The organism is Pseudomonas sp. NUPR-002, from assembly GCF_056322725.1.
This window is the reverse complement of sequence record NZ_CM150476.1, coordinates 1801961-1815923: the sequence shown is the minus strand read 5'-3', so window position 1 is coordinate 1815923 and position 13963 is coordinate 1801961. Positions and strand designations below refer to the sequence as shown.

The following is a 13963-nucleotide window of genomic DNA, read 5'->3' as shown; positions in this document are numbered from 1 at the left end:
GTTTTTTTTGCCTGCAATTTTTGTAGGAGCGGCGGTGCGGCGACCTGACTTGGCCTGCGAAGCTGTTTGACAGGTACACCGCTATCGCGGGGCAAGCCCGCTCCTACAAGCGTGCCAGCGGGAACAGGCGCTTGAAGTTGGCGGTGGTCTGCTCGGCCAGTTGTTCGTAGCGCTCACCGCGCACCATGGCGACAAACTCCGCAACCTCCCGAACATATTGCGGCAGGTTGGGTTTGCCACGGTGGGGAATGGGCGCCAGGTAAGGCGAATCGGTTTCCACCAGCAAACGATCGGCTGGCACTTGCCGGGCCACGTCACGCAAGGCATCGGCATTGCGGAAGGTAACGATGCCAGACAACGAAATGTAATAACCCAGATCGAGCGCTGCCTTGGCCATGTCCCAGTCTTCGGTGAAGCAATGCAACACCCCTGCCTGGCTCAAGTCGGCTTCGCGCAACAGCGCCAGGGTATCGGCGCGCGCCGCACGAGTGTGAATGATCACCGGCTTGCCGGTCACCTGGGCGGCCTGCAGGTGCAGGCGGAAGGAGTCTTGCTGCACCTCGGCCGCTTCCGGCTCGTAGTGATAATCCAGCCCGGTTTCACCGATGGCCACCACATGGGGATGCTCAAGCTCTTTGAGCAGCCACTCCAAAGGTGGCGCGCCGTCGGGTGTCAGGTCCAGCGGATGGATACCCACCGAGCAGTCGACATCGCTGTAACGCTCGCTCAGGTCCTTGACCGCTTTGGCGTTGTCGGCACTGACACCGATGCACAGGAAGTGGCCGACACCGCGGGCCCGGGCAGCTTCAAGGGCGGCATCCAACGAGCCCTGGTGAGCACTGAGATCGAGTCGGTCGAGGTGGCAATGGGAATCTACAAGCATGGGCACATGACAACGCTGAAAAAAGTAATAGGGACAGCTCAGCTCAACGCTGGCCAGGCAACATTGCCCAGGAGGCCAGCAACGCTTCGAGCAATAACACGCGGTTGAGGTTGGCTTTGCCCAGCACTTTCTGGCGCTGGGCGAGGATCCAGTCCTGGATGTCCAGCACCTTGCTCTGGGCACTTTTTTGCGCGAGGTACTGCACGACCTTGCGCATGTCGTTCAAGCCTAAACCTTCCTCGTCCTCGGTCAACTGGTAGCGCAGGACAAGGTTGGACCAGTCACAGAACCAATCGAACAACAGCAGCAAAGGAATAGCATTCCAGGCTTCAGCCAGCTGACTTGGAGACTGTTGCTGCTTGAGCAGTTTTTTCACCCCCTCGACCACCAACGCCCGCTGCTCACGCACGCCCTGGGCTTGCAGGCTGACGGCGGCCAGCGGCGAACCTGCGGCCAGAGCGAGCAGCTCAAGACGTTCCTGCTCGTCACACTCAGGCAGCGCCTTGCTCAGCCACGCCAGGCTTTGTGCGGCATCAGGCAACGGACAGGCCTGTTGCACGCAGCGACTCTTGATGGTCGGCAACAGACGGCTGGGCTGGTGGCTGACCAGTAGCAGCACTGTATTGCCAGAGGGTTCTTCCAGGCTTTTGAGCAAGGCGTTGGCCGCGTTGATGTTCATCGCCTCGACCGGTTCGATAAGCACTACCTTGCGCCCACCCAGTTGCGCGGTCTGCACCACGAAGGAAACCAGATCACGCACCTGGTCGACCTTGATCGGCTTGTCAGCCTCCTCCGGCTCCAGCACATAGTTGTCCGGGTGGCTGCCGGCGGCCAGCAACAGGCAGGATTTGCACTGCCCGCAGGCTTGCAGATCGTGCGGACGCTGGCACAGCAGCAAGGCCATCAGGCGCTCGGCCAAGGCCCGCTTGCCGATGCCTTGCGGCCCGTGCAGCAGGTAGGCGTGAGCATGCTGGGTACGCCCGGCCAGTTGTCGCCACACTGCCTGCTGCCAAGGGAAGGCCTCAGCCACGGCAGCGCTCCAGGATCTGCGGCAGCAAGGCATCCAGTGTTTGTTGCACCTGCGCCAGTGACTGCGAGGCATCAACCAGCGTGTATTGCTGCGGCGCGGCCTTGGCGCGCGCCAAGTAGGCCTGGCGTACCGCTTCGAAGAAGGCCTGACCTTCCTGCTCGAAACGGTCCAGACGACCACGAGCCGCGGCGCGGGACAAACCGACTTCCACCGGCAAATCGAAAACCAGGGTCAAATCAGGGCGCAGCTCGCCCTGAACGAACTGCTCCAGAGTGGCAATGCGCGCAACCGAAAGCCCACGACCGCCGCCCTGATAGGCATAGGTGGCGTCGGTAAAACGATCACACAGCACGACTGCACCGCGGGCCAACGCCGGGCGAATGACCTGCGCCAGGTGCTGGGCACGGGCAGCGAACACCAGCAACAGCTCGGTGTCGGCATCCATGCGCTCATCGCTGGGCGCCAGCAGCAATTCGCGGATCCGCTCGGCCAGTGGCGTGCCGCCGGGTTCGCGGGTCAGCACCACATCCACGCCGTGGGCGCGCAGGTAGTCGGCAAGGTACTCGCGGTTGGTGCTCTTGCCCGCGCCTTCGGGACCTTCCAGGGTGATAAACAAGCCGCTCACAGGCAGTCCTTACAGTGGTTCATTGCGAAGAGGATTCAGTGGCCGGAGCCGACGCTTCAGGCTCAGGGCTCGCCTCAGGGGCTTGCGGCGCCTGCGGCTCGGCCTCAGGTGCATCCTCGGATTCAGGTTCTGTTACCGGTGCCGGGCTGGAACGGTAATCGGCCCGGCGCTTGATCTGGTACTCGCGGACCGCCGAATTATGCGCATCCAGGTCGTCAGAGAAGATGTGGCTACCGTCACCGCGGGCAACAAAATACAGGCTGGTGCCCGGCGTTGGGTTCAACGCAGCGTGAATGGCTTCGCGGCCGACCATGGCAATCGGCGTCGGCGGCAAGCCGGCATTGGTGTAGGTATTGTAAGGCGTTGGCTCGCGCAGGTCGGCGCGGGTGATTTTGCCGTTGTAACGCTCACCCATACCGTAGATCACCGTAGGGTCGGTCTGCAGCAGCATGCCGATGCGCATACGCCGCACGAACACCCCGGCGATCTGACCGCGCTCTTGCGGCACCCCTGTCTCCTTCTCCACCAGGGACGCCATGATCAGCGCCTGGTACGGGTCACGATATGGCAGGTCAGCCGGGCGTTCAGCCCACTCCTTGGCCAGCACCTCGTCGAGTCGAGCATAGGCTTGCTGGAGGAACTCCACATCGCTCATGCCGCGTACAAAGCGGTAGGTGTCCGGGAAAAAGCGCCCTTCAGGGAAAACCCCGGGGTGGCCGAGCTTGTCCATCACCTCAGCATCGCTGAGGCCATCAAGGGTCTGTTTGATTTTTTCGTGCTTGGCCAGCGCCGAGCGTACCTGACGGAAATTCCAGCCCTCGACCAGGGTCAGGCTGTATTGCACGACGTCGCCACGGCGCCACACCTCAAACAGCTCGCGCACGGTCATGCCGGGGGTCATGCGGTACTCGCCGGTGTGCAATGGCACCCCAGCCATGTTGAAGCGCCAGTACAGGCGCAGCCAGAAGGCGTCGTCCAGCAGGCCTTGGCTTTCCATGCGGTAGAACATGCGATTGGGGTTGGTACCGGTGGGCACGTCGAGCAATTGCTCCTGGTTAACGTGCAAGGTCTGCTCAAGCGCTGAATTCACTTTCCAGGCCGAAAACCCCAACATCAGGCCTGCCAGGATCAATCCAGTTTCCAGCAGCACCAAGAATTTACGTCTCACTAATCAGGCATCCAGTAACGTACGGGCAATGGCCTGCAGTTTACGGGTGAGCGGGCCCGGCGACCAGTTCAGTGATGCAAATGCGCGCACAGGCCACACACCGTAGACACTGTTGCAGACGAAAACCTCATCAGCCTGCTCCAGGTCCTGCAGGGACAGATCGGTGATGCGCAACGTGATCCCGGCAATCGCCGCCTGCTCGATCAAGGCTGCACGCATGACCCCGGCCACACCACAACGGCTCAGGTCGGCCGTCAACAGTTCGCCTCCACGCACCAGAAACAGGTTACTGAAGACGCCTTCGACAATTCGCCCCGAAGTATCGCGCATCAAGCCTTCGGCACATTCAGCATCTTGCCACTCGGCACGCGCCAGTACCTGCTCGAGGCGGTTGAGGTGTTTGAGCCCGGCCAGTAACGGCTGCTCAGCAAGGCGCGTGCTACAAGCGAACAGACGAACACCGTGCTCGGCGTGCTGCAGCGGATAAGCGGGCAAAGGGCTGCCCTGAAGAATACGTCGCGCGGGCGCATCAGGCGCGGGCGCATAGCCGCGCTGGCTGTCACCACGCACAAGAATCAGTTTGAGCACGCCGTCACCCAGTGCACTGGCGTAACGGCATAGCTCGTCGCGAATCAGCACTGCATCGAGGCTGATCGCCAGGCGTTGGCAACCCAACGCCAGGCGCTCGAGATGATACTCGAGCAATGATGGCCGACCAGCCCTGACGGCGATGGTCTCGAACAGACCGTCGCCGTAGGTCAGCGCTCGACTGCGCAGGTTGACTGCATCCGCCGGCTGGCCATCAATCCAGCTGTGCATCACTCGGCAAACCGGCGGAACACCAGCGAGCCGTTGGTACCGCCAAAACCGAAGGAGTTGGACAGCACGACATCAATTGCCATATTGCGCGCCTCGTGTGGCACGAAATCCAGGTCGCAGCCCTGGTCCGGCTCATCGAGGTTGATGGTCGGCGGCGCCACTTGGCTGTTGATCGACAGCACGCTGAAAATCGCTTCTACCGCACCAGCAGCACCCAGCAGGTGGCCGGTCATCGACTTGGTCGAACTGACCGCCAGCTTGTAGGCATGCTCACCAAACACCGACTTGATGGCCGAAGCCTCAGCCAGGTCACCAGCCGGGGTCGAGGTGCCATGGGCGTTGATGTAGCTGACCTGATCAGCGTTCAGACCCGCATCGCGCAGGGCGTTGACCATGCAGCGTGCAGCACCGCTGCCGTCTTCTGGCGGCGAAGTCATGTGGTAGGCGTCGCCACTCATGCCAAAACCAACCAGCTCGGCATAGATGGTCGCGCCACGCGCCTTGGCGTGCTCGAGCTCTTCAAGCACCAGCGCACCCGCGCCGTCGGCGAGGACGAAACCGTCGCGGCCCTTGTCCCACGGACGGCTGGCACGGGTCGGGTCATCATTGCGGGTGGACAACGCGCGCGAAGCGCCGAATCCGCCCATACCCAGACCGCAGGCCGCCATTTCGGCACCACCGGCAATCATCACGTCGGCTTCACCGAAAGCGATGTTGCGCGCAGCCATACCGATACAGTGAGTACCTGTGGTGCAAGCCGTGGCGATAGCGTAATTAGGCCCCTGTACACCCAGGTGGATCGACAGGAAGCCAGAAATCATGTTGATGATCGAACCCGGCACGAAGAACGGCGAAATGCGCCGCGGGCCTTGCTCATGCAACGTCCGACTGGTTTCTTCGATGTTGGTCAGGCCACCGATACCCGAGCCCATGGCCACGCCAATGCGCTCGCGGTTGGCGTCGGTGACTTCCAGGCCGGCGTTACGCACTGCCTGAAAACCGGCCGCCAGGCCGTACTGAATGAACAGATCGAGCTTGCGAGCTTCCTTGGCCGATAGATACTGCTCAACCTCGAAGCCCTTTACCGAGCCGCCAAAACGGGTGGAGTAGGCAGACAGGTCCGTATGTTCAATCAGACCTATGCCACTGCGGCCAGCCAGAATGCCCTGCCAACTGCTCGGCACATCCGTGCCCAGTGGCGACAGCATACCCATACCGGTGACCACGACGCGTCTACGCGACACAGCACTCTCCTTATTCACATTGACTACATGTCTTGTAAAGAAAAAACCGCACGCCGGTTAAGGCAGTGCGGCTTTCTCATGACAAGAAGCGACGACTACAACGTCTTAAGCCTGGTGGCTGGTGACGTAGTCGATAGCAGCTTGAACAGTAGTGATCTTCTCGGCTTCTTCGTCAGGGATTTCGGTCTCGAATTCCTCTTCCAGAGCCATCACCAGCTCAACGGTGTCAAGGGAATCGGCACCCAGATCTTCGACGAAGGAAGCAGTGTTCACTACTTCTTCTTCTTTAACGCCCAGTTGCTCGGCGACGATTTTCTTGACGCGTTCTTCGATGGTGCTCATACCTTGTTTTCACTCCTAATGGACATATGTCAGGCAGCTGGCCGGTGTGTAAGTGTATAGAAAGACGTCCGCTTTTCAAGCGCAACACGCCTCGCCAGACCACACCTGCCAACCGACTAGAATCTGGTTGCAGCTTTATAACGGATTTTAGACAGCTCGTATGACATTTTTTTGAAGCAATCCGTCACATTAGTTTTACATATACATGCCGCCGTTGACCGGAATGGTCGCGCCAGTCACATAACCTGCGCCTTCAGAGGCCAGGAAAGCCACCACATTGGCGATCTCCTGAGCCTGGCCCAGACGACCCAGAGGAATCTGGGTCTGCAGCGCTTCGCGCTGGGCTTCTGGCAGTTCGCGGGTCATGTCGGTGTCGATGAAACCTGGCGTTACCGAGTTGACGGTGATCGCACGAGAGCCCACTTCACGCGCCAGAGCACGGCTGAAACCTTCCAGGCCAGCTTTGGCAGCAGCGTAGTTGACCTGGCCAACGTTACCCATGGCACCGACTACCGAGCCGATACTGATGATACGGCCCCAACGCGCCTTGGTCATGCCACGCAGCACGCCCTTGGACAGACGGTAGAGGCTGTTCAGGTTAGTGTCGATAACGTCGAACCACTCGTCGTCCTTCATGCGCAGCATGAGGTTGTCGCGGGTGATGCCGGCGTTGTTGACCAGAATGGTCGGCGCACCGAACTGCTCCTGGATTTTGGCCAGGGTGGCGGTAACCGACTCGTCGCTGGTGACGTTCAGTTCCAGGCCGGTACCGGTGATACCGTGCTCTTTGAGGGTCGCGGCGATGCGCTCGGCACCCGAGGCGGAGGTCGCAGTACCGATCACGGTAGCGCCCAGACGGCCCAGTTCCAGGGCGATAGCCTGGCCAATACCACGGCTGGCGCCGGTTACCAGTGCAACTTTACCTTGCAGGCTCATGCAAGCTTCTCCTAATTCAGGCCTGCGCCGCGAGGGTGGCGGCGAAAGCATCCGGGGTATTGAGGTTAGAGGTGTTGACGCCGTCGGCGCAGCGCTTGTTCAGGCCGGCCAGCACTTTGCCCGGGCCGCACTCGACCAGTTGCAGCGCGCCATTGGCCGCCAGCGTCTGTACGCACTCGACCCAGCGAACAGGCTTGTACAGCTGCTCCAGCAGGTCGCGCTTGAGGGTGTCCAGGTCAGCTGCAACGCCAGCACTGACGTTCTGAACCACCGGGATTTGCGGCGCTTCCCAGTCGATGGCATTGACCGACTCGGCGAAACGCTCGGCAGCCGGACGCATCAGCTCACAGTGCGATGGCACGCTCACCGGCAATGGCAGTGCGCGCTTGGCACCTTTGGCCTTGCAGGCTTCCATGGCGCGCTCGACAGCGGCCTTGGCACCGGCGATAACCACCTGGCCCGGCGAGTTGAAATTGACTGCGCTTACCACGTCGCCTTGAGCCGCTTCGGCGCAGATGGCAACGACGTCGGCGTCGTCCAGGCCAAGGATCGCCGCCATGGCGCCCTGCCCGGCCGGAACGGCCTCTTGCATGAGCTCACCACGGCGCTTGACCAGTTTGACTGCATCAGCCAGGGTCAGGCTGCCGGCGGCAACCAGCGCGCTGTATTCACCCAGGCTGTGGCCGGAGACAAACGCCGGACGCGCGCCACCTTCAGCCAGCCATAGGCGCCACAGGGCGATCGAGGCGGTGAGAATGGCCGGCTGGGTTTTGTCGGTTTGATTGAGTTGCTCTTCCGGACCGTTCTGGGTCAGCGCCCAAAGGTCATAGCCCAGAGCCTCGGAGGCCTCACGGAAGGTATCAATAATCAGTGGGTACTGAGCGCCCAGCTCGGCGAGCATGCCGAGGGACTGCGAACCTTGACCGGGAAAGACGAATGCGAGGGATGCAGACATTGAACAAGCCCCTAATGATCTTGTCGTCGGAAATGAAGTACTCAGCGCCAGGCTGAGCACAAGAAACTGAAGACTTGGATGGTAACGAGGACCAAGCGGTCACATTTAACCACTTCCTGAGGCAGATGCCTAAAGCAACAGATCTTCCAGACGCCCGTGCAGGCGCTGCGGCAGGTTCTCCTGGATCTCGATCAACGCCCGCTGGATGGCGCTCTGGAAGCCTTGCACGCCCGCCGAACCGTGGCTTTTGATAACAATGCCCTGCAACCCCAGGAAGCTTGCGCCATTATGCCGCGCGGGTGCCAGGTCGGCCTGCAGGCGCTTGAGCAGCGGCATGGCCACCGCCCCCGCCAGACGCGAAGCAACTCCACCCTTGAACAGCGCCTCGATGCGCGCCCCGATCATGGTCGCCAGGCCTTCACTGGATTTGAGCAGGATGTTGCCGACAAAACCGTCGCACACCACCACATCGGCTTCACCCCGGTACAGGCCATCGCCTTCGACGTAACCAATGTAGTTAAGCCCGCGCGCGTTCTGCAGCAGACTGGCCGCCAGCTTGACCTGCTGATTGCCCTTGATATCTTCGGTACCGACATTGAGCAGCGCCACCCGAGGCCGGGATATCCCCAGCGCTTGCGCCGCCACCGAACCCATCACCGCAAACTGGAAGAGGTTGTCCGCACTGCAATCGACATTGGCGCCCAGGTCCAGCAACTGACAGTAACCGGTCTGGGTGGGAATGGCCGCCACCATAGCCGGACGATCAATGCCCGGCAGGGTCTTGAGCACGTAACGCGACAGCGCCATTAGCGCGCCGGTATTGCCAGCACTCACGCAAGCCTGAACCTTGCCATCACGTAGTAATTCCAGAGCCACGCGCATAGACGAATCCGGCTTGCCACGTAATGCCTGGGAAGGTCGCTCATCCATGCCGATCACTTCGCTGGCAGCAACAATCTGCAGGCGCGCGCGATCCGCTGCCGACTGGCCAGCGATAAGCTCTTCAAGAAGGGAGGGTTGACCGACGAGGGTCAGGTGCAGCGAGGGAGTAGCTGAAAGGCAAGCAATACTTGCCTGAACAATGCTGCGGGGACCGAAGTCCCCGCCCATTGCGTCAATCGCGATGATCTGAGCGGACAAGGATTACTCGTCAGCGCCCTTGTCGATCACTTTGCGACCACGGTATACGCCTTCTGGCGATACGTGGTGACGCAGGTGTACTTCACCAGTGGTTTTCTCTACGGACAGAGCGTTTTCCGAGAGAGCGTCGTGCGAACGGCGCATGTCACGGGCAGAGCGGGATTTTTTGTTCTGCTGAACAGCCATAATTGATTAACTCCTAAACGTTTGGGTCACGCTTTAACTGCGCCAATACACTGAACGGGTTGGACCGTGTTACCTCGTCCTTGCTCGGTTCGGGCTCATCGGCGCCCGCCGGCTGCTGGCATTCTTCCGGATGATGAGCAGGCACGATCGGCAGGGCAAGCAAAAGCTCTTCCTCGACCAAGGCCTGCAGATCCAAAGGATCTTCGCCCAGTTCCAGCACGTCATAACCTTTCGGCAACGACTGGGTATTCGCACCCTCCTTCACCACGGCGTAAGTGCATTCGCTGTGGATCGGCAGGGTGACCAGCTCAAGACAACGCTGGCAAACCATCTTGACCTCGACGCTCAGGTCGGTGTGGATAACCACAGCCTTCTGCTCGTCTCGCTCAAAATCGAATTTAGCCTGCACCGTACCGACATTGTCGGAAAGCGGGTCGCAGAGTCTCTCCAAATCGGCGAGCTGCAGTGTTCCTTCGAGAGAAACGCCACGGTCGGCCAATTTGCGCGGGTCAACGTGAGGTGGAATCGGGTCATTCAACATAGGCGCAGCATTCTAGGGATGACCCCCGCCCCTGTCAAAGGAAATTCGGCTCCGTTCAGCATGTTAGAATCGTTTCACTTGCCCAGGAGTTTACCATGCTGCCTTTATTACTGGCTTCCAGCTCACCCTATCGGCGCGAATTGCTTGAACGCTTGCGCCTTCCTTTCAGCTGGGCCGCCCCTGATATTGACGAACAGCGCCTGCCCGAAGAGCCTGCTGCCGACCTGGTCAAACGCCTGGCCCGGGAAAAAGCCCAGGCCCTGGCTGGCAGCCACCCCGGCCACCTGATCATCGGTTCCGACCAGGTAGCGGTGCTTGGCGAGCAAATTCTCGGCAAACCGCACACCTTTGACCGCGCCTGCGAACAACTGCTCGCCGCCAGCGGCAACCATGTGACCTTTCTCACTGGCGTAGCACTGCTGAACAGCCAGACCGGCCACTGCCAAGTCGATTGCGTACCGTTCACGGTCTACATGCGCGAGCTGGAGCTGGCACGCATCGAACGCTACCTGCACGCCGAGGAGCCCTATGACTGCGCTGGCAGCTTCAAGGCCGAAGGCCTGGGTGTCAGCCTGTTTCAGAGCACCCACGGCGTCGATGCCACCAGCCTGGTCGGCCTGCCACTGATTCGCCTGGTAGACATGCTGCTCACCGAAGGTGTCGACCTGCCCTGAAATTCTCTGTAGGAGCGGGCTTGCCCCGCGATAGCGATTTAGCAGGAAGGACGCTATCGCGGGGCAAGCCCGCTCCCACACAGAAAGCAAAAAGCCGGCCACGAGGGCCGGCTTTTTCATCAAGCAACACTTCAGCGCAACGACGGCCCCTGAAAGCCCATCCACAGCGCCAGACGCTCGGCAATACTGGCACCCAGGCGCTTGGAGAAACGATCGAACGGCGACTCTTCGACGGTAAAGTCGACCAGCTCTTTCTCCCCAACCACTTCACGCGCCACGTAACCGGCACTACCCAGGCCATCCACCAGGCCCAACGCCAACGCCTGCTCACCAGACCAGATCAGACCACTGAACAGCTCAGGGTGCTCCTTATCCTTGAGACGATCGCCGCGACCTTGCTTGACGCTGGCAATGAATTGTTTATGCGTGGTCTCCAGCACACCCTGCCAGAACTCGGTTTCCTCAGGCTTTTGCGGCTGGAACGGATCGAGAAATGCCTTGTGCTCGCCAGCCGTATAAGTACGCCGCTCGACACCGAGTTTTTCCATCGTGCCGACAAAACCGTAACCAGCAGCCGTCACCCCAATGGAGCCAACCAGGCTGGCCTTGTCGGCATAAATCTGATCAGCAGCACTGGCGATGTAATAGGCACCAGAAGCACCCAGATCACTGATGACCGCATACAGTTTGATCTGCGGATATTCGGCGCGCAGGCGAAGAATTTCGTCGTAGATATAGCCCGACTGCACCGGGCTGCCGCCTGGGCTATTGATGCGCAGGATCACGGCCTTGGTTTTCGAGTCCTTGAACGCCTCGCGCAAGCCGCTGACGATATTGTCGGCACTGGCCGGCTCCTGATCGGCAATCATCCCACGCACCTCAACCAGCGCCGTGTGACTGACACTGCGGGAGGCGGCCTTGTCCACACCCATCAAGGGAGTGAACAGCGCGAGAATGCCAAACAGGTAGGCGAAGGTCAGCAGCTTGAAAAAAATCCCCCAGCGCCGCGCGCGACGCTGCTCCTGCACACCCGCCAGGAGGGTTTTTTCCAACAACTTCCAACTTTTCTGCTCTTCGTTGCTTTCGTTTTCTTCGGCGCGAGGCGCCTTCCATTCGTCAGCCATGCTCACCTACCCTGGAATTCCTGCCACAGGCGCCCGGCTCAGCCAGGCCTGCAACTGTGAAAAATGCTCAATACAGACCTGCGGCCCAAAGGCAGCCAACGCCTCCGAGGACATGGCCCCATAACTGACCGCCACCGAATGCATCCCAGCATGGCTGGCCATCAACAAATCGAAAGATGAATCACCCACCATCAAGGCACGCGCAGGCTCAACCTGACAATGGGCGAGAATTTCTTCAAGCATCTGCGGATGAGGCTTACCGCGGCTTTCGTCGGCCGCCCGAGTAATGTCGAAGTAATCCTGCCAACCATTGGCTCGCAACACGCGATCCAGACCGCGACGCGCCTTGCCCGTTGCCACAGCCAAACGATACCCCTGGGCTCGAAACACCTCCAGCGACTCCACCACCCCATCGAACAGTGGCGACGGCTGAGCGTCTAGCGCCATGTACACATCAGCATAGTGCTGACGGAACACCGCCACCTGCTCAGCATCCAGCTGTGGATAAAGTGTGCTGATGGCCTCGTTCAGCGCCAGTCCGATGATGCCTTTGACCGCCTCGTCAGCACAGGTCGGGTGACCTGCGCGACCCGCAGCCACATGCATGGACTCGACGATGCGCCCGATCGAATCTGCCAGGGTACCGTCCCAATCAAAGATCAGCAGGTCGTAATCACGCCGCACTCAAGCGCTCCACGGTTTTCTTCCACATCTCGTCGACCGGCGCCTCAAGCTTGAGTTCACCACCATCAGGCAGCGGCACGGTCAAGGCATAGGCGTGCAGGAACAAACGCTTGCCACCCAGCTCACGGATCTCACGGGTGAAATCTTCATCGCCGTATTTGCTGTCACCGGCGATGCAGTGCCCGGCATGCAAGGCATGTACACGGATCTGATGGGTACGACCAGTGATCGGCCGCGCTTCGACGATGGTGGCAAATTCACCAAAGCGACGCAGCACCCGGAAAATGGTCAACGCTTCCTTACCTTCGTCGTTGACCTCGACCATGCGCTCGCCCGAGCGCAAGTTACTCTTGAGCAATGGCGCATTGACCTGCTTTTTCGCCGTCGCCCAGTGACCACGGACCAGCGCCATATAGCGCTTGTCGACGCCATCACCGCGCAGCGCGGCATGCAGATGACGCAGCATGCTGCGTTTCTTGGCGATCATCAGCAGGCCAGAGGTGTCACGGTCCAGGCGATGGACCAGCTCCAGCTCCTTGGCATCCGGACGCATCTGACGAAAGGCTTCGATCACCCCGAAATTCAGGCCGCTGCCGCCGTGCACGGCAATGCCGGCCGGTTTGTTCAGCACGATCAGGGCCTTGTCTTCGTAGACAATCGCCGCCTCCAGGCGCTCAAGTAACCCCTGGGCCACCGGCACAGGTTCGTCGCGTTCCGGCAGACGAACGGGCGGCACGCGCACGATGTCACCGGCCTGCAGCTTGTACTCGGGCTTGATCCGCCCCTTGTTCACGCGCACTTCGCCTTTGCGCAAAATGCGGTAAATCAAGGTCTTGGGAACACCCTTGAGTGCTGTGATGAGGAAATTATCGATTCGTTGGCCGGCAAGTTCCGGCGCGACCTCGATCAGCTGGACGCCGGAGGTCGGGGGGGCATTAGTCGTCATTTGCCAATCATAACAATTTTTTATGGATTTGAAGCACTTAATGATTGCTGCTATAGTCGCGAACGCCGCCAAAAGCGGCTGGCCAGCGGACCCACGGCTTCTAGCCGGCCCTGACCGACGCAAAATCTTGAGGACGCGAGGCCGTCCGACGGGGTTTTCGCCAGTTTACTGAACTGCCTGGAATCGCCACCAGCGCCGTGCAGAGAAGACCGATAAAAACGACAAGAGCGGTGTATTGCCCTCCCCCTGATGTTTTTTTCGATGCCACTCTGTCAGTGCCGTCAATTTCACGCAGCCATGGCGAAGGCTTCGGAAATACCAGCCTTGGACATAAAAGGCGCGGGCTCCCGTATTGGAGCTGGCGATAAATGCAACCCGTTGCGGATTCAGCGCGCGGCAGCACCCGAATTATCAGGGATACGTGTAGGGTGGAGATGCACAACCGTCGGACCGTGTAGTACTGCGTCCAGTCCAGCGGCCTTTTGGCCAGGCGACCGGACCCGGTCTTGATCAAGATGCCCCTGGGGTGTCCACGGCCGAAGGCTGATTCCTCCTCCTGACTGAGTGCATTTGACACCACAGCAAGCAGGACGCGTTGTCGCGACTTCGGCAGTACTGGGTTACCAGTCTGGTTCGACAGTCGCTGGACACGGGGGTGGCCCGCCA

Annotated in this window: 16 protein-coding genes; 1 reads left to right on the top strand and 15 read right to left on the bottom strand. The window is 60.2% G+C overall.

Annotated features, from left to right (window positions below):
- Positions 1-103 precede the first annotated feature (103 nt).
- From ACVWSC_RS08470 to ACVWSC_RS08415, 12 genes are all read right to left on the bottom strand, one after another.
- Positions 104-883 (bottom strand): TatD family hydrolase, encoded by a 780-nt coding sequence (locus ACVWSC_RS08470; protein WP_442113185.1) that lies wholly within the window; start codon positions 881-883, stop codon positions 104-106.
- Positions 884-926: 43 nt separating this feature from the next.
- Positions 927-1913: a DNA polymerase III subunit delta' gene (locus ACVWSC_RS08465; RefSeq protein ID WP_442113183.1), complete on the bottom strand. Its 987-nt coding sequence runs from the start codon at positions 1911-1913 to the stop codon at positions 927-929.
- Positions 1906-2538: a dTMP kinase gene (gene tmk / locus ACVWSC_RS08460; RefSeq protein ID WP_442113181.1), complete on the bottom strand. Its 633-nt coding sequence runs from the start codon at positions 2536-2538 to the stop codon at positions 1906-1908. The genes ACVWSC_RS08465 and tmk overlap by 8 nt, the downstream gene beginning before the upstream one ends.
- A 19-nt stretch (positions 2539-2557) precedes the next feature.
- The gene (gene mltG / locus ACVWSC_RS08455) at positions 2558-3706 is read right to left on the bottom strand and encodes an endolytic transglycosylase MltG (protein ID WP_442113179.1); all 1149 of its coding nucleotides are present in this window, start codon (positions 3704-3706) and stop codon (positions 2558-2560) included.
- A gap of 3 nt (positions 3707-3709) precedes the next feature.
- Positions 3710-4525: an aminodeoxychorismate lyase gene (pabC, locus tag ACVWSC_RS08450; RefSeq protein WP_442113177.1), complete on the bottom strand. Its 816-nt coding sequence runs from the start codon at positions 4523-4525 to the stop codon at positions 3710-3712.
- The gene (gene fabF / locus ACVWSC_RS08445; protein ID WP_442113175.1) at positions 4525-5769 is read right to left on the bottom strand and encodes a beta-ketoacyl-ACP synthase II; all 1245 of its coding nucleotides are present in this window, start codon (positions 5767-5769) and stop codon (positions 4525-4527) included. Before fabF ends, pabC begins: the two co-directional genes overlap by 1 nt.
- A gap of 105 nt (positions 5770-5874) precedes the next feature.
- Entirely contained in the window at positions 5875-6111 is a 237-nt protein-coding gene (gene acpP / locus ACVWSC_RS08440; RefSeq protein ID WP_003175607.1) for an acyl carrier protein, read from the bottom strand.
- A gap of 195 nt (positions 6112-6306) precedes the next feature.
- Positions 6307-7047 (bottom strand): 3-oxoacyl-ACP reductase FabG, encoded by a 741-nt coding sequence (gene fabG / locus ACVWSC_RS08435; protein WP_038994156.1) that lies wholly within the window; start codon positions 7045-7047, stop codon positions 6307-6309.
- 16 nt (positions 7048-7063) lie between these two features.
- Positions 7064-8002: an ACP S-malonyltransferase gene (gene fabD / locus ACVWSC_RS08430; protein WP_442113173.1), complete on the bottom strand. Its 939-nt coding sequence runs from the start codon at positions 8000-8002 to the stop codon at positions 7064-7066.
- Between the two features lie 129 nt (positions 8003-8131).
- Positions 8132-9142 (bottom strand): phosphate acyltransferase PlsX, encoded by a 1011-nt coding sequence (plsX, locus tag ACVWSC_RS08425; RefSeq protein ID WP_442113171.1) that lies wholly within the window; start codon positions 9140-9142, stop codon positions 8132-8134.
- Positions 9143-9145: 3 nt separating this feature from the next.
- Complete coding sequence (gene rpmF, locus ACVWSC_RS08420; protein ID WP_010223221.1) at positions 9146-9328, bottom strand: 50S ribosomal protein L32; 183 nt, start codon at positions 9326-9328, stop codon at positions 9146-9148.
- A gap of 13 nt (positions 9329-9341) precedes the next feature.
- Positions 9342-9869 (bottom strand): YceD family protein, encoded by a 528-nt coding sequence (locus ACVWSC_RS08415; RefSeq protein ID WP_045187160.1) that lies wholly within the window; start codon positions 9867-9869, stop codon positions 9342-9344.
- A 95-nt stretch (positions 9870-9964) separates the two neighbouring features.
- Between ACVWSC_RS08415 and ACVWSC_RS08410 the strand changes: the two genes are divergently transcribed.
- The gene (locus ACVWSC_RS08410) at positions 9965-10543 is read left to right on the top strand and encodes a Maf family protein (RefSeq protein WP_442113168.1); all 579 of its coding nucleotides are present in this window, start codon (positions 9965-9967) and stop codon (positions 10541-10543) included.
- A gap of 131 nt (positions 10544-10674) precedes the next feature.
- Here the strand turns inward: ACVWSC_RS08410 and ACVWSC_RS08405 are convergent, their stop codons facing one another.
- The 3 genes from ACVWSC_RS08405 to rluC are packed head-to-tail and all read right to left on the bottom strand — an operon-like array spanning position 10675 to position 13297.
- Complete coding sequence (locus ACVWSC_RS08405; protein WP_442113166.1) at positions 10675-11667, bottom strand: S49 family peptidase; 993 nt, start codon at positions 11665-11667, stop codon at positions 10675-10677.
- A 6-nt stretch (positions 11668-11673) separates the two neighbouring features.
- On the bottom strand, positions 11674-12351 hold the full coding sequence (locus ACVWSC_RS08400; RefSeq protein ID WP_442113164.1) for an HAD family hydrolase: 678 nt from the start codon (positions 12349-12351) through the stop codon (positions 11674-11676).
- Positions 12341-13297 carry a 23S rRNA pseudouridine(955/2504/2580) synthase RluC gene (gene rluC / locus ACVWSC_RS08395; RefSeq protein WP_442113162.1) on the bottom strand — a complete coding sequence of 319 codons (957 nt, stop codon included), beginning with the start codon at positions 13295-13297 and terminating at the stop codon, positions 12341-12343. The genes ACVWSC_RS08400 and rluC overlap by 11 nt, the downstream gene beginning before the upstream one ends.
- Between the last annotated feature and the right edge of the window lie 666 nt (positions 13298-13963).